An 18,509-nucleotide genomic window follows, 5' to 3' on the forward strand; every position below is an offset into this window, starting at 1 on the left:
CTATGAGCGCCATCGCGCGCGCAGATTCGTGACCGGATCAAGAAGTGCTGCGCAGTCATCCTGCCGCCAAATCTCATAAATTGAGCGCCACAGCTTCCACGACGTCATGGCCGCCATCCACGCCTCGCCCCGCGCACGAAGAACGTGGATGCCCGGGACAAGCCCGGGCATGACGACCTCGTGAGTGCGGCTTCCCGATCAGAAGAAGCCGAGCTTCTTCGGGCTGTAGCTGACCAGGAGGTTCTTGGTCTGCTGGTAATGATCGAGCATCATCTTGTGGGTCTCGCGCCCGACGCCCGACTGCTTGTAGCCGCCGAACGCCGCGTGCGCCGGATAGGCGTGGTAGCAATTGGTCCAGACCCGGCCGGCCTGGATCTCCCGGCCGAAGCGGTAGCAGCGATTGGCGTCGCGGCTCCAAACGCCGGCACCCAGGCCGTAGAGCGTGTCGTTGGCGATAGCCAGCGCCTCTTCGTCGGTCTTGAAGGTCGTGACCGAGACGACGGGGCCGAAAATCTCCTCCTGGAAGATTCGCATCTTGTTGTGGCCCTCGAACACGGTCGGCTGGACGTAGAAGCCGCCGGTGAGATCGCCGCCGAGATCGGCGCGTCCGCCGCCGGCCAGCACCTTGGCGCCCTCCTGCTTGCCGATGTCGATATAGGCGAGGATCTTGCTGAGCTGCTCGCTCGAGGCCTGCGCGCCGATCATGGTGGTGGGATCGCGCGGATCGCCCTGCTTGATCGCCGCGACGCGCTTGAGCGCCCGCTCCATGAAGCGGTCATAGATGTCGGCGTGGACCAGCGCCCGGCTCGGACAGGTGCAGACCTCGCCCTGGTTCAGCGCGAACATGACGAAGCCCTCGATCGCCTTGTCGAAGAAATCGTCGTCCTCGGCGGTGACGTCCTTGAAGAAGATGTTCGGCGACTTGCCGCCGAGCTCGAGCGTGACCGGAATCAGGTTCTGGCTGGCATATTGCATGATCAGCCGGCCCGTCGTGGTCTCGCCGGTGAAGGCGATCTTGGCAATGCGCGGGCTCGACGCCAGCGGCTTGCCGGCCTCGAGGCCAAAGCCGTTGACAATGTTGAGCACACCAGGCGGCAGCAGGTCGGCGATGATCTCGGCAAAGACCATGATCGAGGCCGGGGTCTGCTCGGCGGGCTTGAGCACCACGCAATTACCGGCGGCCAGCGCCGGCGCGAGCTTCCAGCAGGCCATCAGAAGCGGGAAGTTCCAGGGAATGATCTGGCCGACCACGCCGAGCGGCTCGTGGAAATGATAGGCGATGGTGTCGTGGTCGATCTCGCCGATCGAGCCTTCCTGGGCGCGGACGACACCGGCGAAATAGCGGAAATGGTCGATCGCGAGCGGCAGGTCGGCGGCGCGCGTCTCGCGGATCGGCTTGCCGTTGTCCCAGGTCTCGGCAATCGCGAGGCGCTCGAGGTTCTCCTCCATGCGGTCGGCGATCCGGTTCAGGACCGCGGCGCGTTCGGCGACGCTGGTGCGGCCCCAGGCGGACTTGGCAGCATGCGCCGCGTCGAGCGCTGCCTCGATGTCCTGCGCGTCGGACCGCGCGATCTTGCAGACGACCTGGCCAGTCAGGGGCGAGGCATTGTCGAAATATTTCCCGGAGATCGGCGCGACGAACTTGCCGCCGATGAAATTGTCGTAGCGTTCGGCAAAGGGCACTTTGGTGACGCTGAGGAATTCCACCTTGTTCATTGATCACTCCCGATGTTTGTGCTTGCGCAATTCGTCGCCTGGTCGCGACTTGCGCTGACGATGTCGCGGGAGGTGTTTTCTGTCAGCCCGGCGGAAAGCGATGGTGGGGCGGACCTGTCGCAGTTCTGCGACAGTCGTGGCGCGGCGCCGCTCTCGTGTCCCGAACGCGCAGCAACGCTCTTAGCGTTGCTGCGCCGAGCCGGGATCCAGAAGGCGGCACGGGAGAATGCGGCGACATGGGCCCCGGCTCAGCAGCGCACCACGTCGCAAGGGCGACGCGCTGCGCTGCGTCCGGGGCACGGGATCGGCGTTTCGAGCAAACAGCGCAGTTCAGTGGTTCAGCTCGAACCGCTTGAGCTTCCTGTGCAGCGTGGCGCGGCTGACGCCGAGGGCCTTGGCGGCGGCGGAGACATTACCGCCAGCGCGCAGCAGCGCGCGCTGCAACACCGCGCGCTGGCCGCCGGCAAGGTGATCGCGTGCGGTATCACCGCCGAGAAGGTCGGCGGCAGGCACCGGCTGCAAGGCCCGGCCGGGCGCGATTCCGAGCGCCACCCGGGCGGAGCGGGTCGCGCCGATCGCGAGATCATCCGCATCGACTGCAACGAGGCCGCTGCAACTTCCGTCCGCAGCTTGCGTCAGCACGATGCGGGCGTTGGCAAAAGCCGTTCGAAACAGGTCGGCCTCGATCCGCTTGGCGGCCTCGCCCGTCGCGAGTGCGATCAGGCTGGCGAAGGCGTCGGTGCGGTCGGCACGGCAGGAGGAGACGTCGAGCACGCCCGCGAGCGCCGCCTCATGATCGTAGATCGGAACGGCGCTGCAGCTCAGAAGCGTATTGCGGGCAAAGAAATGCTGGTCCCGATCGATCGTCAGCGGACGCTGCTCGACGAGGCAGGTGCCGATGCCATTGGTGCCCTCGTGCTCCTCGCTCCAGAGCGCACCGGTCCACAGGCCCCAAGACTGAAACGTCGCGTCATCCGCCACCGTGCCGCGGCGATCGACCGGCACGCCCTCGCCATCAGCGAGCAGCACACAGCAGCCGCTCGCGCCGATGGCCTGATAAAGCCGGTCCATGGCGCCTTGCGCGGCGGCCAGCAGCGGCGCGATCCGCTCGCGCGCCTGCTGCAGCTCGGCTTCGGTCAGCCGCATCGGCGCGGCGTGGCCGCCGGGATCGAGATGGTGCAACCGGGAGGAACGGCGCCACGAGGCCACGAGCGCGGACCGGGCCGCCTGGCCTGACGCGATGGCGGCCTCGACGCGGGCCGCGTGATGCCGGGGCATTGTCCCATTCATCACAGTTTCCTCCGGATATCGATTGTAGGACGCGCCGGTGCTCCCCGGTTGATCTGCGTCAACTTCAGCGAGCGCCAGCAAAGGCATGAGCCCGCCGCGGCGCCGCCGTCAAGGCAACCGCCCGGTTCCAGGGTTACGACCTTCGCAGGAGGAGGCAAAGGTGTGGTGGTCGGATGTCAGCAGCGACCTTCCCTGCGGCTTTCGAAAGCTGCGGATGCCGCTAGTTCGCCGGGATCATTCGAACGAGATCGCGCGGATGGACATAGTCGAGCTGGAAGCGCGCCCGCTCGTCCAGCATGTCCGGGTCGATCTTCTCGGACCGCAGCAGCGACACCCGTTGTTCACTTCTGGCGCGCTCGCGCTTGAGCTGAGCGAGCTCGCTCGTCAGCGCGATGATCTCCTGGTCGAGCTCCTGGCGGGCGTTGAGACCGTATTTGCCGGTGTAGGCGTTGACGCCGAAATAGCCGACGATCGCCGCCGCCATCGCATAGAGGGCAAGACCGGTCAGGATCGATTTCAGGCGCGCGCGGGAGACCATCTTCGGAAGATGGGACAGGTTGGTTAAGGGAGTGCTAATCGCCAGAACGAGGCACTATCCCCACGACGCATCATGGCCGGGCTTGTCCCGGCCATCCACGTGCTTTGCCGGCGATAACGAAGAACGTGGATGCCCGGGACAAGCCCGGGCATGACGGAGCGTCGGCTTGGCCGGAAGCTCAGCCCTGATTCTTCGCCACATGCGCGGCGAAGGCGTCGATGTATTGCTGCAGCACCGTCTTGAGGGAGTCCTTGGTCAGGTTGCCGTCCGCATCGAAGGCATCGCCGACGCTACTGAGATAGATTTCCGGCTGCTGAAGGACCGGACCGGAAATGCCCGGCAGGATGTTCTGCAGATGCTTGGCCGCGCTGACGCCGCCGAGCAGCCCCGGCGAGTTGGAGATGATGCCGACCGGCTTGCCGAGGAACGAGCTCTTGCCATAGGGCCGCGAGGCGACGTCGATGGCATTCTTCAGAACGCCCGGGATCGAGCGGTTGTATTCGGGCGTGACGAACAGGACGCCATTCGACGTCTTGAGCTTCTCGCGGAAGGCGAGCCAGTCCGCGGGCGGCGCGGCCTCGAGGTCCTGACTGAAGAACGAGATGCCCGCCGGCGTGATCACCTCGAGCTTGAGCGAGGCAGGCGCAAGCTTGGCGAGCGCATTGGCGATCTTGAGCGAGAAGCTGTCCTTGCGCAGGCTGCCAGCGATCGTGACGATGTTGTAGGCCATTGGGTGTCCTTGAAGGCTCGAGCGGAAATGCCGGGACGGCACTTAAGCCATCCGGGCCAATAGATGCAAGTGCATGAACTGGTCCGATTTGGAAACGCTGCGTTTCTGGAAATGGATGCGCGCGCGCTTCATCCGGCCAAGATCAACAGCAATCAGGCCGCCAAACGGCGGCCTGATGTCTGTCGGTAACGGTCCGAAGCGATCACTTGTTCGGGTTGATCAGGAATTTTTCGCCGGTGGCGCGCTTGGCGTAGACCGCGATGTTGGCGGGATCGAGCGCCTCGGCGAGCGACACCACCTTGGTGTAATGGCTGGCGAAGGTGGTCTTGAGCTCGGACGCCACGCGCTGGCGCAGGCGGCCGATCTCGGCCGGACCGATGTTCTGAAGGAATGGCGTGAGCAGCCAGCCGCCGACGCCCCAGCTGAGCCCGAACGAGCGGTTCAGCTCCGTCGGCCGCGTGTCGAGGCTGCCATAGATGTAGACCTGCTTGTACACGTTGGAGCCGTAGCGGCTGTATTCCTTCGCGGTCTTGTTGGCTGCGATCTCCATCGCGGTCAGGATCTGGCTCGCCAGCTTGCCGCCGCCGATGGCGTCGAAGGCGATGGTGGCGCCGGTCTCGACCAGCGCGTTGGTGAGATCGTCCATGAAGCTGGGCGCGCTGGAATCCACGACGTATTTTGCGCCGATCTTGTGCAGGATGTCGGCCTGCTCCTTGTTCCTGACAATGTTGACGAGGCTGATGCCGTCCTTGATGCAGATCTTGTTGAGCATCTGACCGAGATTGGAGGCGGCGGCCGTATGCACGAGCGCCTTGTGGTTCTCCCGCCGCATCGTCTCGGTCATGCCGAGCGCGGTCAGCGGATTGACGAACCAGGAGGCGCCGTCCGCCGCCGTGGTGCCCGGCGGCAGCTCCATGACGTCGCGGACCTTGAGCACGCGGTACTGCGTGTACATCCCGCCGCCGATCATCGACACCGTCTTGCCCACGAGGGCCTTGGCCGCATCCGACGATCCGGTCCTTATTACCGTGCCGGCGCCCTCGTTGCCGACCGGCAGCGACTGATCGAACCTCGCCGCCATCATCCGCATCGCCGCCTCCGGCATCGTGGCGGTGATGACCGGCATCTCCTTGGTGCCGGAGGCCTTGGCGGCCGACATGTCGGCGGGACCGATCAGGAGCCCGAGGTCGGACGGGTTGATCGGGGTGGCTTCGACGCGAACCACGACCTCATCGTCGGCCGGCTCCGGGGTCGGCACCGTCACGAGAGACAATTCCAGCTCGCCGCTCTTCTTCAGCAGCGAACGCAATTCCAGTCCGGTCTTGCCGTCACTCATGTCGATCCTCCCCTGTCCTTCTCTTCGCGCGGATCGAGACGCCGGCTTACGCCAGTGCCTTCAGTGCCGCCTTGCCGCCATAGAGCGCCTGCTTGCCGAGCTGCTGCTCGATGCGCAGGAGCTGGTTGTATTTGGCGGTCCGGTCGGACCTTGCAAGGGAGCCGGTCTTGATCTGACCGCAATTGGTGGCGACCGCGAGGTCGGCGATGGTGGAATCCTCGGTCTCGCCGGAGCGGTGCGACATCACGGAGGTGTAGCCGGCCTTGTGCGCCATCTCGACCGCGGCGAGCGTCTCGGTCAGCGTGCCGATCTGGTTGACCTTGATCAGGATCGAGTTGGCGCGGCCGGTCTTGATGCCTTCGGCGAGGCGCTTGACGTTGGTGACGAACAGGTCGTCCCCGACCAGCTGGCACTTCTTGCCGATCAGGTCGGTGAGCTCCTTCCATCCATCCATGTCGTCTTCCGACATGCCGTCCTCGATGGTCACGATCGGATAGCGCGCGACGAGGTCTGCAAGATACTTCGCCTGCTCGGAGATCGAACGGGTCTTGCCCTCGCCTTCATAGACGTATTTGCCGTCCTTGAAGAACTCGGTCGAGGCGCAGTCGAGGCCGAGCATGATGTCGGTGCCCGCCTTGAAGCCGGCCTTGCCGATCGCGTTCATGACGAAGTCGAGCGCGGCGTCCGCCGACGGCAGGTTCGGGGCGAATCCGCCCTCGTCGCCGACATTGGTGTTGTGGCCGGCCTTCTTCAATTCGGACTTCAGCGTATGGAAGACTTCCGCGCCGTAGCGCAGGCCCTCGGCAAAGCTCGAGGCGCCGACCGGCAGGATCATGAATTCCTGGAAGTCGATCGGGTTGTCGGCGTGCACGCCGCCATTGATGATGTTCATCATCGGCACCGGCAGCAGGCGCGCGGAGGTGCCGCCGACGTAGCGATAGAGCGGCATGTCGAGCGAGTTCGCGGCGGCCTTGGCGCAGGCCAGCGAGACGCCGAGAATGGCGTTGGCGCCAAGCCGGCTCTTGTTCGGCGTGCCGTCGAGGTCGATCATGATCTGGTCGATCTGGGCCTGCTGCTCGACATCGAGGCCGCTCAGAGCCTCGAAGATCTCGCCATTGACGGCGCCGACCGCCTTGGTCACGCCCTTGCCGAGATAGCGCGCCTTGTCGCCGTCGCGCAGTTCCACGGCCTCATGGGCGCCGGTGGAGGCGCCGGACGGAACCGCGGCGCGGCCGAGCGCCCCGTCCTCCAGCACGACATCGACCTCGACGGTGGGATTGCCCCGGCTATCGAGAATTTCGCGGCCGATGATGTCGATGATGGCGGTCATGATGTCCACTTCCGTTCGTTGGGGCTGATCGGTGCCGCGGGTCTTACACGGGCCGCAAGCAAATGTGAACGCTTGGACGCACGGCTCCGACTGACGCGAAAGGCGCCTCAGAATATGCTCGACCGCATCTGGTCCGCGTGCCCAACCTCAATCTCAAACAGTCGGGGTAACGCCATGAATCGCCGCCAATTTCTTGCTGCGAGCGCCGCGCTGCTCGCCGCCCGCCCAGGATTTGCGCAGGAAGGCCCGTTCCGGACGAAATACTACCCGATCAGCCCGGGTATCGGCCTGCACGATCTCACGCCCGCCCCTGACGGCACGATCTGGTTCACGGCGCAGGGCAAGGGCCTGCTCGGCAGTCTCGATCCACGCGATGGCCGTTTCAAGACGGTCAGCCTCGGCCAGGGCGCAGCCCCACACGGCGTGACCGTCGGGCCCGACGGTGCGCCCTGGATCACCGAAGGCGGCCAGAACGCGATTGCGCGGGTCGACCCTGCCGATCTCAAGGTGACGCTGTTCCGCCTGCCGGAAAAGTTCGCCTCCGCCAATCTCAACACCGGCGTGTTTGACAGGGATGGCACCTACTGGTTCACCGGCCAGTCCGGCTATTACGGCCGGCTGTCTCCGAAGACCGGCGAGATCAATGTGTTCAAGGCGCCGAAGGGGGTCGGCCCCTACGGCATCACGGTGACACCCAAGGGCGATGTCTGGTACGCCTCCCTCGGCGGCAGCCATATCGCGAAGATCGACCGCGCGGGCGGCAATGCGACCGTGGTCGAGCCGCCGACCCCGAACCAGGGTTCACGGCGCGTCTGGTCGGATTCGAGGGGCCGGATCTGGGTCAGCGAGTGGAACAGCGGCCACGTCTCGGTGCATGATCCCGCCGACGGCTCGTGGAAGACCTGGAAGCTGCCGGGCGAACGTCCCCGCGCCTATGCCGTTTATGTCGACGACAAGGACAAGGTCTGGCTGACCGATTTCTCCGCCAACGCCATCGTGCGCTTCGATCCCGCCACCGAGAAGTTCAACGTCTTCGCCAGCGACAAGGCCAACGCCAATGTCCGCCAGCTCGACGGGCGCCCGGGCGAGCTTTGGGGCTGCGAGTCCGGCAACGACCGCATCGTCATGATCCAGACAATCGCCGCCGGTTGACGACGAGCCCGTTTGCGTCCATCCCGGCATCCGAAACAGGATGTTGACGACGATGGCGAAAAAGTCCCTCCAGCTCGGCCGCGCGGTCGAATGGCCGCACACGCCGGAAGAGGCCCAACTCGACCGCGTGCCCAATCCGCAGAAGGGCACGGATTATCTGGTGCGCTTCACCGTGCCGGAATTCACCTCGCTCTGCCCGGTTACGGGCCAGCCGGATTTCGCGCATCTGATGATCGACTACGCGCCAGGCGCTTGGCTGCTGGAATCGAAATCGCTCAAGCTCTACATCGCCAGCTTCCGCAATCACGGCGCCTTCCACGAGGACTGCACCGTCATGATCGGCAAGCGCATCGCCAGCGAGATCAAGCCGAAATGGCTGCGCATCGGCGGCTATTGGTATCCGCGCGGCGGCATCCCGATCGACGTGTTCTGGCAGACCGGCCGCGTGCCGAAGGGCCTGTGGGTGCCGGAGCAAGGCGTGGCGCCCTATCGCGGACGGGGGTGATTGGGCAGCCCTTCGCGTGGTGGGCGGAAGTCCCGCCCACCCGCTTTTTTATCCGCGTCAGGTGATCGCGATCGGACAGCCATTGCTGCCGGTCGCGCCTTTGATCGGCGATGGCGTGAAGCAGTAGACGAACTGGTACTTCCTCTCGGCAATCAACTCGTCAAAGATCAGGTTCTCGTGGTTGAGGATGCCGTGCTTGGTCTGCAATTCGCCGTGAACCGCGAAGGCGAGCGACTTGTCGGGATTGGGTACCACTTCGACCGCCCAGGTGTCGGCCGCTGTCAACGCTAGATCCTTCTCGATGATCCACTTCGCGGCATCGAGGCCGATCCCAGGCTCGCCGCTATTGTAGCGATCATTGTTCTTCATCCACAGGGAGCCCCAGCCGGTGTGGAACATGATCGCATCGCCTGGCTTGACGTCGCTCTCGGCGATGTTTTGCTTCGCGAGCGCCGCCTTGATATCGGCCGAGGTGATCTCCTGGCCCGCATCCATCATGCCGCCCTTTAGCGCGACCATGTCGATCAGGTGGGCGCGTGTGAACAGCGGCTTGAGCTTCTCGGCGCCAAGCTTCTTCAGGCCGTAGGCGTCGCTGATCTCAGCGGCGGTGAAGCCGTTGTAGAAGCGCATCTCGCTCTTGTCGCCGTCCTTGCCCAATTGGATACCGATATGGCCGAGTCCGTCGAATTGGGTGCCGGTCTGGCCGATTTCGGTGGCGAGAAACTCGTCGTGATAGACGAGCTTGTTGTCGCCGAACGGGCCGCCAGTCGGCCCGCCGGGAATGCGCAACGAGAATGCGCGGGCGCCGAACAACGGCATGCCTTGCTCGTAAACGCGCCCGATCTTGTAGATCTTGCCATCCTTGATCCACTTCACCGCATCGAGAACCTTCTGTGGCGTCATGTGGTTCGACGCGCCAGCCTCGTCGTCCTTGCCCCATTTCGAGGGCCACCAAGGCTTGTCCACGCCCTTTGGCATCGCCGGGGTTTGGGCCTGGGCCGCGGTGATCGGTGCAAGTGAGAACTTGCCGTGCATCGCACCTGCGAATGCCGCCCCAGCCGCACCAGCAAGGCCTGCCGTGCGGAGCAAGGTCCGCCGATCGGTCGCCGCACCGCCCTTCTCTTCATCGCCTTTGGTATCGTCCATCGCTTCCTCCCGGGGTGTGCCCGCTGAGATCGGGCTTAAGATCCTGTTTTCGGAATGCTCTTCCTCCATTAGGCTGTTGTCCAGCGACAAAAATAAGACCAGGGTTGAGGACGCCGATGAGCCTGTTCGAGAGCGACAAATCCGCCGAGCGGACTCCGGTGTCACTGATCACCGGCTTTCTTGGCAGCGGCAAGACCACATTGCTCAACCGCCTGCTGCGCCACGACGCGATGAAGGACAGCGCCGTCGTCATCAACGAATATGGCGAGGTCAGCCTCGACCACCTCCTCGTGGAACGCGTGGATGGCGAAGTCGCCGTGCTTGCGAGTGGTTGTATTTGCTGCACTATTCGCAGCGATCTGGAAGAGACCCTGCGCGCGCTGCTGGTGCGCCGCGATCGTGGCGAGGTCCCGCCGTTCCGCAGGATTTTGGTCGAGACGACGGGGTTGGCTGACCCCGCTCCCATCGCTCAGCTGCTGCTGAACAACCCTTTGGTCTCGCATTTCCTGCGGCTCGACACCGTGGTGACCACCGTCGACGCGGTCAATGCAGCGCGGCAGCTCGACCGCCAATACGAGGCGGTGAAGCAGGTCGCGCTCGCTGACCGGCTGCTGATCACCAAGCGCGATTTGGTCAATGATACTGACGCACTGGATTTGCGGCTTCGTCGGCTCAATCCCGGCGCCAGGATCGAGAACGTGGCGCATGGCGAGGTCGATCCGGCTCAACTGTTCGGCGCCGCCCTCATTGACCCCGAAAAGAAGACGGCCGATATCGAGCGCTGGCTCAACGAGCAGGCGTTCGCCGACGTCGCCAAGGCTGCACATGAGAGCGGCCACCATCACGATGACGGTCATGCCCATCACGAGCATCATAGCCACGATGCATCGATCCTCAGCTTCATGATCGCATTCGACGATCCCCTTGACTGGATGGCCGTATCGCGCTGGCTCGCGCATCTGCGCGCCACCCGGGGAGAGGACCTCCTGCGGGTCAAGGGCATCTTGAACCTTCGAGATGAAGAGACGCCGGTCGCGGTCCATGGCGTCCACCACGTCTTCCATCCGCCGGTGGCGCTTGCAAAATGGCCCGATGCCGACCGCCGTTCGCGCATCGTGTTCATCACCCGTGGCATCACGCGTCACGAGGTGCTTGACCTCTGGCAGGAGGCCCACGCGAGCGCCTGAGCGCCACAAAGACTGCTCGCGAAGCTTTTTGAAAGTGCGCTTCTTCCGGACGCGCCTTCAGACGCGGGCATCTGACGGCGCCCGCTGCTTGAGCAGCCGCGCGCAGACGAGGCCGAGCAGCACCATTATCGCGGCGCTCGCAGACAAGGTCACCATCTTGCCGGCATGCTGGAGCCCGAAGCCGTAGGCGAGCGGCCCCACCGTCTGCCCCATGAAGAAGAAGAACGAATGCAGCGACATTGCCGTGGCGCGCGCCTCGACCGAGAGCTCGCTGGCGAAGACCTGGAGGCAGCCATGGGCGATGTAGAAGCCCCAGCCCATCACGACGAGATTCAGCGCCTGCACTTCCCAGCGCGGGCCAAAGGCCACGGCGATGAGCTGTGACGCCACCAGCGTCATCCCTGTGATCATCATGCCCTTCACGCCGAGCCAAGGCAGCAGGCGCGACACCGTTAGCGTGTAGAACAGGCCGCCGACCGCAAAGCCGGCGATGACGATGCCGGCGATCGACAATGAGGTCTGGCCGAGCTCGAACAGGAACGAAGCGATGTAGGGAAACAGCCCGAGCACGCAGCAGCCTTCGATGAACACCGCCGAATAGCAGACATAGGCATTCGGGTTGGTGAAGATAGTGCGATAGCCGGCCTTCAACGCCGACAGGCTCGTCTTCGGCAGATGCTTGACCTTGGCGCCACGAAAGCCGGCCGCGACCGCGATCGATGCGATGATCACGAGGACACCGAGCACCGCCAGCACGCCGCGCCAGCCGAGGAAATCACCGATCAGGCCTGAGGCCGAGGCGCCGAGCAGATTGCCCGTCATGGCGCCGGCGAGCGTGCGGCTGATCGCAACCTGGCGTTTCTCGGGACCGACGAGATCGCTGGTCAGGCTGAGCGCCACCGGAAATACGCCGCCGGAGCCGATGCCCGCGAGGATGCGAGTTGCGAACAGAACCGAGAACGACGTCGAGAATGCGCCCAGGATGTTCGCGAAGCCGAGCAGCGCGAGGCAGCCGATCATCAGCCGGGTCTTGCCGAACAGGTCGGCGGCGGCCCCGATGATCGGCTGGATGATCGAGAAGGTGAAGGCGAACACCGCGGCAAAGCCCGCGGCGGTTGCGATGCTGACGCCAAAATCCTCGGCGACGTGCGGCAGCACCGGATCGAGCGCGCGGGCCGACAAGGCAGCGGCAAAGCTTGCGCCTGAGATGACGTAGAGCGCCGTCGGCAAGCCGTGATCTTGCGGCCGCGCCTCGCTCTGCTGCATCAGCGCGGATTCTTTGCCAGCGCGTCGAACGCCATCAGCCGGGCGATGAGCCCCTCGAACTCGCGCAGCGGCACCATGTTAGGACCGTCGGAAGGCGCGCGATCGGGATCGGGATGGGTCTCGATGAAGACGCCGGCAACGCCGACCGCGACAGCTGCACGCGCCAGCACCGGGACGAATTCGCGCTCGCCGCCCGAGTACGTCCCCTTCCCGCCCGGCTGCTGCACCGAATGGGTGGCGTCGAAGATCACGGGCGCGCCGGTGGTGCGCGCCAGGATCGGCAGCGCGCGCATGTCGGAGACGAGCGTGTTGTAGCCGAAGGACGCACCGCGCTCGGTGACGAGCACGTTGGGATTGCCAGCGCTCGTGATCTTGGTCACGACGTTGGCCATGTCCCAGGGTGCCAGGAACTGGCCCTTCTTAACGTTGACGACCTTGCCGGTCGCGGCCGCCGCCAGCAGCAGATCGGTCTGCCGGCACAGAAAGGCTGGAATCTGCAGGATGTCCACGGCCTGCGCCACCTCGGCGCATTGCGTGGCTTCGTGCACGTCGGTCAGGACGGGCAGGCCGAGCGAGGATCGGATCTCGGCGAAGATCGGCAGCGACTGCGCAAGGCCCAGCCCGCGCGCCGCCGCCGCGCTGGTGCGATTGGCCTTGTCGAACGAGGTCTTGTAGACGAGGCCGATGTTCAGCCGCTCCGCGATCTCCTTCAGCGCGGAGGCGACCTCCAGCGCATGCTGGCGGCTCTCGAGCTGGCAGGGCCCGGCAATGACCGAGATCGGCAAATCATTGCCGAATTTGACCCTGCCGATGGTGACGACCGGCGCCGCAGAATTCGAAGAGCTCAAGGCAAATCCCTCGTTTCGGCGCGACCATAGCCGCCACGAGGGTCGGATCAACCCTCTTCCGCCCGGACGGTCCGAATATCAGGGTTGCGCCAGGGTTCCCTGCCCGGTGTCTGCTACTTCACCGCCGAGAAGGCGGTCGGCGCCAGGATCTGGCTGACGATGTTGGCGACGATCTGGCCGTCGGCTTCGCTCTCGGCGCGCGCCTTCATCCAGTCCGGATCGGTCATGAACGCGCCCCACTTCTTCTCGCGCTCGGCAAGCGAGTCCCAGGCGAGGAAATAGGTCAGCTCCTGGTTAGATTCGCCGATCAGGGTGGTGAAGAACCCGGCCTGCTTGATGCCATGCTTCTCCCAGATCTTCAGCGTGGCGGCCTCGAACCGCTTGAGCAATGCCGGTAGGCGGCCGGGCACGCAACGATAGACGCGCATTTCGTAGATCATTCTTGCTCCCTCCCTGACAGGAGCGGCGGTTATACCCGCTGGCCACAACGCTGTCTTGAGCCTCACCCGGGGCCCCCTCATGGCGCTCCGCGCATAGCTCGATAGCGCGGGGCCGGCGCTCTTGATAATGTGCAGGCTCGGTCCGGACGTATCAGCCGCCGACTGCCCGAGAGCAATCGGCAAAACGACCGAAGCGATCAAAGGGGGCGAAGGCAATGACCTATTTTGATCTCGGACCCTACAGCCGCAAAATCAGCACGACTTCGCCCGATGCGCAGCTCTGGTTCGACCGAGGGCTCAACTGGGTGTTCGGATTCAACCACGGCGAGGCGATCAAATGTTTTCGCAAGGCGCTCGAGTTCGATAGCAGCTGCGCCATGGCGCATTGGGGCATCGGCTACGCCGCGGGTCCCAACTACAACCTGCCCTGGGTCCGCTATGACGCACAAGGCCGTCAATTGGCGCTGGCAGCATCATACGATGCGACGCAGGACGCGCTCGCGCAGGCGGATAAGGCGAGCCCGGTCGGGCAAGCGCTGATCCGCGCCTTGTCGGTGCGCTATCCGCAGCGTGAAGCGATCGAGGACATGGCGCCGTGGGACAAGGCCTTCACGCGAGAGATGCGAAAGGTCTTCGCCACCTATCCCGACGATCTCGAGGTCCTCGCCATCTTTGCCGAATCGATCATGAACGAGACGCCGTGGTTGATGTGGGACCTCTCGTCTGGAGAACCCACCAAGGGCGCTGGCACCGAGGAATGCAGGGCCGTGCTCGAACAAGCCTTCGATCGATGGCCGGCTGCGTGGAATCATCCGGGGCTGCTCCATCTCTACGTCCACCTCATGGAGATGTCGCCCTTCCCGCAACGGGCGATGCGGGCTGGGGACCGGCTGCGCGGGATCGCTCCCGATAGCGGCCATCTGATCCACATGCCGACGCATCTCGACGTGCTGTGCGGGCAGTACAACGACGTCCTGCTCTACAATCAGAAGGCGCTGGCGACCGACCGCAGATTCCTCGCTTATTCGGACGATCCGGGTGTCTACCTGGTCTATGTCATCCACAACTTCCACTTCGCCATCTACGGCGCGATGTTCCTGGGTCAATACGCCCCCGCTATCGCAGCGGCCGAGGAACTCATTGCCACCGTGCCCGAGCCAGTGCTGCGCATTCAATCGCCCCCCATGGCGGACTTCCTGGAAGGCTATTTGACGATGAAGCAGCACGTTCTCGTGCGTTTCGGCAAATGGCACGACATCATTGCTCAACAGCTGCCGGAGGATCGCGAGCTATACTGCTCTGTGACGGCGATGATCCACTACGCCAAGGCGGTGGCTCATTCGGCGCTCGGCTACGTCGCTGAGGCCGAGACCGAGAAAGCGTTGTTCGCTCAGGCGAAGACGCGCGTGCCGGAAAGCCGGCTCGTACACAACAACAAGGTCGTCGTCCTGCTCGGCGTGGCCGAAGCCATGTTGAATGGCGAACTGGAATATCGCAAAGCCAATTACGACTTCGCGTTCGCTGAGCTGCGCAGATCGGTCGTGCTCAGCGACGCCCTGCCCTATGACGAGCCGTGGGGATGGATGCAGCCACCGCGTCACGCACTCGGCGCGCTGCTGCTGGAGCAGGGACGGATCGAGGAAGCCGAGGCAGTGTACCGTTCCGATCTCGGCCTCGATGGAAAGCTGAGCCGCGCCTGCCAGCATCCCGACAATCTGTGGTCGCTTCACGGCTTGCACGAATGTCTCATGCGGCGTGGCGACAAGGCCGAGAGGCCGCTGATCAAGCAGCGACTTGACCTCGCCCAGTCGCGGGCGGAGGTGCCGATCAAGGCATCTTGCTTCTGCCGCAGGATGGACATCGCGGCCGCGTAGCCGGACGTGCGAGCAAGACTTTGCCAGGGCAGACCGAGCCGGCTACACCAGCCGGCTCTGCTTCGCCGCCGCCTCGATGAACGAAGCGAACAGCGGATGCGGCTCGAAGGGCCGCGACTTCAGCTCGGGGTGGAACTGGACGCCGATGAACCAGGGGTGATCCTCGTACTCGACGATTTCAGGCAGCACGCCGTCGGGCGAGAGGCCTGAGAACTTCAAGCCGTGCTGCTCGAGGCGGTCCTTGTAGGCGGTGTTGACCTCGTAGCGATGGCGGTGACGCTCGGAGATTTCGGTTGCGCCGCCATAGACCTGCGAGACGCGGCTGCCGCGGTTGAGCGTTGCCGGATAGGCGCCAAGCCGCATCGTGCCGCCGAGGTCGCCGGCCTGCGAGCGCTTCTCCAGCTCGTTGCCGCGCAGCCACTCCGTCATCAGGCCGACCAGCGGCTCCTTGGTCGGGCCGAACTCGGTGGAGTTGGCGTCCTCGATGCCGACGAGGTTTCGCGCGGCCTCGATCACCGCCATCTGCATGCCGAAGCAGATGCCGAAATACGGCACGTCGCGCTCGCGCGCGAACTGCGCCGCCTTGATCTTGCCCTCCGCCCCGCGCTGGCCGAAGCCGCCGGGCACCAGGATGCCGTTGACGTGCTCGAGGAACGGCGCTGGATCCTCCTTCTCGAAGATCTCGCTCTCGATCCAGTCGAGATTGACCTTCACCTTGTTGGCGATGCCGCCATGCGAGAGCGCCTCGATCAGCGACTTATACGCATCCTTCATGCCGGTGTATTTGCCGACGATGGCGATGGTGACGTTGCCTTCGGGGTTGCGGATGCGCTCGTTGATCTCTTGCCAGCTGCGCAGCTCCGGGGGAATCCGCGAGCCGATGCCGAAGGCGGCGAGCACTTCGTCGTCGAGGCCCGCATTGTGGTAGGCCTCGGGGACCGCGTAGATGTTGTCGACGTCGCGCGCCTCGATCACGGCGCTTTCGCGCACGTTGCAGAACAGCCCGAGCTTGCGCCGCTCCTCCTTCGGGATCTCGCGGTCGGTGCGGCAGAGCAGGATGTCCGGCTGGATGCCGATCGAGCGCAGCTCCTTCACGGAGTGCTGCGTCGGCTTCGTCTTCAATTCGCCGGCGCTGGGAATATAGGGCAGCAGCGTCAGATGGATGTAGACGGCGTGATCGCGCGGCAGCTCGTTCTTGAGCTGGCGGATCGCCTCGAAGAACGGCAGGCCCTCGATGTCGCCGACGGTGCCGCCGATCTCGACCAGCACGAAGTCGTAATCGTCGTTGCCGTCGAGGACGAATTCCTTGATGGCGTTGGTGACGTGCGGAATAACCTGGATGGTCGCGCCGAGATAATCGCCGCGGCGCTCCTTGGAGATGATGTCCTGGTAGATGCGTCCGGTCGTGATGTTGTCGGCCTTGGTCGCCGGCCGGCCGGTGAAGCGCTCGTAGTGACCGAGATCGAGATCGGTCTCCGCGCCGTCATCGGTCACGAACACTTCGCCGTGCTGATACGGCGACATCGTTCCGGGATCGAGGTTGAGATAGGGGTCGAGCTTGCGGAGGCGGACCTTGTAGCCTCGGGCCTGCAACAGGGCACCCAGTGCCGCCGAAGCCAGACCCTTGCCGAGCGAAGAAACCACGCCGCCGGTGATGAATATGTACCGCGCCATGGGACTTAACCTCTAATCCCCTAAATACGATTCGCCAAAGCGATTCGTATTCCGCCCCAAAGATTTTGCGGGCCTGTGGGTGAGCCGAAACGAAGAGTGATGACAGTGCCTTGATGGGGATTGTTGATGCAGGACGGTAGCCACCGCCCTGCATGGCCCCCCTGCTTTATTGCGAGCGCGGCACCTGAGGACCGGTCGGAGCCGGTGCCTGCTGCTGCTCGTCGGCCTTCTTCAGTGAATCCAGGATGCCGCCCGAGGTCGGCGGCGCGATCGGCGACCCGCCGGCCGGCTGGGTCTGCGAGGGCTGGCCGATGATCGACGACGGCTTGCGGTCGTAACCGGCATACCAGGACAGGAACAGGCTGGTGAGGAAGAAGCCGACGGCCAGGATCGCGGTGGTCCGCGTCAGAAGGTTCGCCGTGCCGCGGCTCGACATGAAGCCCGCGCCGCCGCCCATGCCGAGGCCGCCGCCTTCCGACTTCTGGAGCAGGACGGCACCGATCATGACGGCGACGATCATGAGGTGGATGACGATGACAACGGTCTGCATGATATCCTTCCGTCACAAGCGGGCGGCGCCTGACGGCGGCCGATCGCGCTTCGCGGGTTTTCCTGAAGTTGCGCGGTGTTACACGATCGGAGGTGGCATTGCCACCCCCGATCGGGCCCGGTCCCGCGGTTTGGACTTAGCTAGGGGCAGCCCTTAGCGATCGCAAGGAAATCGGCCGCCTTCAGGCTGGCACCGCCGACCAGAGCCCCATTGACGTTCGTCACCGCCATCAGTTCGGCCGCGTTCGAGGGCTTGACCGAGCCGCCGTAGAGGATTCGCATCTTCGCGCCCTCAGCCTTGAACCTGATGGTCAGGAGTTCCCGGATAAACCCATGAATCTGCTCGACATCCTTGGCTGTGGGGGTCAGCCCGGTGCCGATCGCCCAGACCGGCTCATAGGCCACGACCAGATTGGCCGCCGTCGAGCCCTCTGGCAGCGAGCCGTCGAGCTGGCCGCGCAGGATGTCCAGGGTCTGGCCGGCGTCGCGCTGGCCCTGCGTTTCGCCGATGCAGACGATCGCAACGGCCCCGGCACGCCAGGCCGCCTCGGCCTTCTGCCGGATCAGCGCGTCGCCCTCCCCGTGGTCGGCGCGGCGCTCGGAATGGCCGACGATGATGGCGGTCGCGCCTGCATCGGCGAGCATTTCGGCGGCGATATCGCCGGTGTGGGCACCGGAGGCCTTGGGGTGGCAGTCCTGGGCCCCGACCGCGACCTTCTTGCCGCGTGCCTTCTCGGCGAACGCCGCAACCAGGGTCGCCGGCGGGCAGACCAGCAGGTCGGCCTTGCCAGCCACGTCTGCCGCGCCGTTGAGCATGGCGTCGAATTCAGCAGCCTGGGCTTTCAGGCCGTTCATTTTCCAATTGCCCGCGATCAGCGGTCGGATGGCGTCGGTCATGTCGATGTCCAGCAGAATGAGGTTTGTTCTT

Annotated in this window: 17 protein-coding genes; 4 read left to right on the top strand and 13 right to left on the bottom strand. The window is 64.6% G+C overall.

Annotated features, from left to right (window positions below; genetic code table 11):
* Positions 1–198: 198 nt before the first annotated feature.
* From adh to eno, 6 genes are all read right to left on the bottom strand, one after another.
* Positions 199–1,716, bottom strand: coding sequence for an aldehyde dehydrogenase (gene adh / locus I6F17_RS17825; protein ID WP_225124134.1), 1,518 nt, complete (start codon positions 1,714–1,716; stop codon positions 199–201).
* Between the two features lie 330 nt (positions 1,717–2,046).
* Complete coding sequence (locus I6F17_RS17830) at positions 2,047–3,006, bottom strand: GAF domain-containing protein (RefSeq protein WP_225124133.1); 960 nt, start codon at positions 3,004–3,006, stop codon at positions 2,047–2,049.
* A gap of 220 nt (positions 3,007–3,226) precedes the next feature.
* Positions 3,227–3,544 carry a septum formation initiator family protein gene (locus tag I6F17_RS17835; protein ID WP_025036496.1) on the bottom strand — a complete coding sequence of 106 codons (318 nt, stop codon included), beginning with the start codon at positions 3,542–3,544 and terminating at the stop codon, positions 3,227–3,229.
* Positions 3,545–3,722: 178 nt separating this feature from the next.
* Entirely contained in the window at positions 3,723–4,274 is a 552-nt protein-coding gene (locus tag I6F17_RS17840) for an NAD(P)H-dependent oxidoreductase (protein ID WP_036044330.1), read from the bottom strand.
* Between the two features lie 202 nt (positions 4,275–4,476).
* Complete coding sequence (locus I6F17_RS17845; protein ID WP_225124132.1) at positions 4,477–5,610, bottom strand: zinc-binding dehydrogenase; 1,134 nt, start codon at positions 5,608–5,610, stop codon at positions 4,477–4,479.
* 46 nt (positions 5,611–5,656) lie between these two features.
* On the bottom strand, positions 5,657–6,940 hold the full coding sequence (gene eno, locus I6F17_RS17850) for a phosphopyruvate hydratase (RefSeq protein WP_036044362.1): 1,284 nt from the start codon (positions 6,938–6,940) through the stop codon (positions 5,657–5,659).
* A 174-nt stretch (positions 6,941–7,114) separates the two neighbouring features.
* Between eno and I6F17_RS17855 the strand changes: the two genes are divergently transcribed.
* Both I6F17_RS17855 and queF read left to right on the top strand, forming a co-directional pair.
* Positions 7,115–8,092: a lyase gene (locus tag I6F17_RS17855; RefSeq protein ID WP_036044328.1), complete on the top strand. Its 978-nt coding sequence runs from the start codon at positions 7,115–7,117 to the stop codon at positions 8,090–8,092.
* Positions 8,093–8,132: 40 nt separating this feature from the next.
* Positions 8,133–8,597, top strand: a complete 465-nt coding sequence (gene queF / locus I6F17_RS17860; RefSeq protein ID WP_036044327.1) for a preQ(1) synthase — start codon at positions 8,133–8,135, stop codon at positions 8,595–8,597.
* Between the two features lie 57 nt (positions 8,598–8,654).
* Here the strand turns inward: queF and I6F17_RS17865 are convergent, their stop codons facing one another.
* Positions 8,655–9,743: a cyclase family protein gene (locus I6F17_RS17865; protein ID WP_036044326.1), complete on the bottom strand. Its 1,089-nt coding sequence runs from the start codon at positions 9,741–9,743 to the stop codon at positions 8,655–8,657.
* A gap of 116 nt (positions 9,744–9,859) precedes the next feature.
* Here I6F17_RS17865 and I6F17_RS17870 point away from each other — a divergent pair, with 116 nt between their 5' ends.
* Positions 9,860–10,930 (top strand): GTP-binding protein, encoded by a 1,071-nt coding sequence (locus I6F17_RS17870; RefSeq protein WP_225124131.1) that lies wholly within the window; start codon positions 9,860–9,862, stop codon positions 10,928–10,930.
* Between the two features lie 57 nt (positions 10,931–10,987).
* Here I6F17_RS17870 and I6F17_RS17875 read toward each other — a convergent pair whose 3' ends face one another.
* From I6F17_RS17875 to I6F17_RS17885, 3 genes are all read right to left on the bottom strand, one after another.
* Positions 10,988–12,196 carry an MFS transporter gene (locus I6F17_RS17875; protein ID WP_225124130.1) on the bottom strand — a complete coding sequence of 403 codons (1,209 nt, stop codon included), beginning with the start codon at positions 12,194–12,196 and terminating at the stop codon, positions 10,988–10,990.
* Entirely contained in the window at positions 12,196–13,044 is an 849-nt protein-coding gene (kdsA, locus tag I6F17_RS17880) for a 3-deoxy-8-phosphooctulonate synthase (RefSeq protein ID WP_225124129.1), read from the bottom strand. The genes I6F17_RS17875 and kdsA overlap by 1 nt, the downstream gene beginning before the upstream one ends.
* Before the next feature lie 113 nt (positions 13,045–13,157).
* Positions 13,158–13,484, bottom strand: a complete 327-nt coding sequence (locus I6F17_RS17885) for an NIPSNAP family protein (RefSeq protein WP_225124128.1) — start codon at positions 13,482–13,484, stop codon at positions 13,158–13,160.
* 215 nt (positions 13,485–13,699) lie between these two features.
* Between I6F17_RS17885 and I6F17_RS17890 the strand changes: the two genes are divergently transcribed.
* Positions 13,700–15,358, top strand: coding sequence for a hypothetical protein (locus I6F17_RS17890; RefSeq protein ID WP_225124127.1), 1,659 nt, complete (start codon positions 13,700–13,702; stop codon positions 15,356–15,358).
* Between the two features lie 42 nt (positions 15,359–15,400).
* On the opposite strand, the gene I6F17_RS17895 is transcribed toward I6F17_RS17890, so the two are convergent.
* The 3 genes from I6F17_RS17895 to tpiA all read right to left on the bottom strand — a co-directional run bounded on the left by I6F17_RS17895 (position 15,401) and on the right by tpiA (position 18,478).
* Positions 15,401–17,032 carry a CTP synthase gene (locus tag I6F17_RS17895; RefSeq protein WP_225124126.1) on the bottom strand — a complete coding sequence of 544 codons (1,632 nt, stop codon included), beginning with the start codon at positions 17,030–17,032 and terminating at the stop codon, positions 15,401–15,403.
* Between the two features lie 166 nt (positions 17,033–17,198).
* Positions 17,199–17,582: a preprotein translocase subunit SecG gene (secG, locus tag I6F17_RS17900; RefSeq protein WP_036009912.1), complete on the bottom strand. Its 384-nt coding sequence runs from the start codon at positions 17,580–17,582 to the stop codon at positions 17,199–17,201.
* A 140-nt stretch (positions 17,583–17,722) separates the two neighbouring features.
* On the bottom strand, positions 17,723–18,478 hold the full coding sequence (gene tpiA / locus I6F17_RS17905; protein WP_225124125.1) for a triose-phosphate isomerase: 756 nt from the start codon (positions 18,476–18,478) through the stop codon (positions 17,723–17,725).
* Between the last annotated feature and the right edge of the window lie 31 nt (positions 18,479–18,509).

Source organism: Bradyrhizobium sp. NBAIM18 (genome assembly GCF_020193825.1).
GTDB classification, from domain to species: Bacteria; Pseudomonadota; Alphaproteobacteria; order Rhizobiales; family Xanthobacteraceae; genus Bradyrhizobium; species Bradyrhizobium yuanmingense.

Coding starts and splice junctions, on each gene's coding strand:
- secG (WP_036009912.1), bottom strand. CDS start 17,582: ATGCAGACCGTTGTCATCGTCATCCACCTCATGATCGTCGCCGTCATG.
- queF (WP_036044327.1), top strand. CDS start 8,133: ATGTTGACGACGATGGCGAAAAAGTCCCTCCAGCTCGGCCGCGCGGTC.
- I6F17_RS17895 (WP_225124126.1), bottom strand. CDS start 17,032: ATGGCGCGGTACATATTCATCACCGGCGGCGTGGTTTCTTCGCTCGGC.
- eno (WP_036044362.1), bottom strand. CDS start 6,940: ATGACCGCCATCATCGACATCATCGGCCGCGAAATTCTCGATAGCCGG.
- I6F17_RS17855 (WP_036044328.1), top strand. CDS start 7,115: ATGAATCGCCGCCAATTTCTTGCTGCGAGCGCCGCGCTGCTCGCCGCC.
- I6F17_RS17845 (WP_225124132.1), bottom strand. CDS start 5,610: ATGAGTGACGGCAAGACCGGACTGGAATTGCGTTCGCTGCTGAAGAAG.
- adh (WP_225124134.1), bottom strand. CDS start 1,716: ATGAACAAGGTGGAATTCCTCAGCGTCACCAAAGTGCCCTTTGCCGAA.
- I6F17_RS17890 (WP_225124127.1), top strand. CDS start 13,700: ATGACCTATTTTGATCTCGGACCCTACAGCCGCAAAATCAGCACGACT.
- I6F17_RS17875 (WP_225124130.1), bottom strand. CDS start 12,196: ATGCAGCAGAGCGAGGCGCGGCCGCAAGATCACGGCTTGCCGACGGCG.
- I6F17_RS17870 (WP_225124131.1), top strand. CDS start 9,860: ATGAGCCTGTTCGAGAGCGACAAATCCGCCGAGCGGACTCCGGTGTCA.
- I6F17_RS17885 (WP_225124128.1), bottom strand. CDS start 13,484: ATGATCTACGAAATGCGCGTCTATCGTTGCGTGCCCGGCCGCCTACCG.
- I6F17_RS17840 (WP_036044330.1), bottom strand. CDS start 4,274: ATGGCCTACAACATCGTCACGATCGCTGGCAGCCTGCGCAAGGACAGC.
- tpiA (WP_225124125.1), bottom strand. CDS start 18,478: ATGACCGACGCCATCCGACCGCTGATCGCGGGCAATTGGAAAATGAAC.
- I6F17_RS17865 (WP_036044326.1), bottom strand. CDS start 9,743: ATGGACGATACCAAAGGCGATGAAGAGAAGGGCGGTGCGGCGACCGAT.
- I6F17_RS17830 (WP_225124133.1), bottom strand. CDS start 3,006: ATGAATGGGACAATGCCCCGGCATCACGCGGCCCGCGTCGAGGCCGCC.
- I6F17_RS17835 (WP_025036496.1), bottom strand. CDS start 3,544: ATGGTCTCCCGCGCGCGCCTGAAATCGATCCTGACCGGTCTTGCCCTC.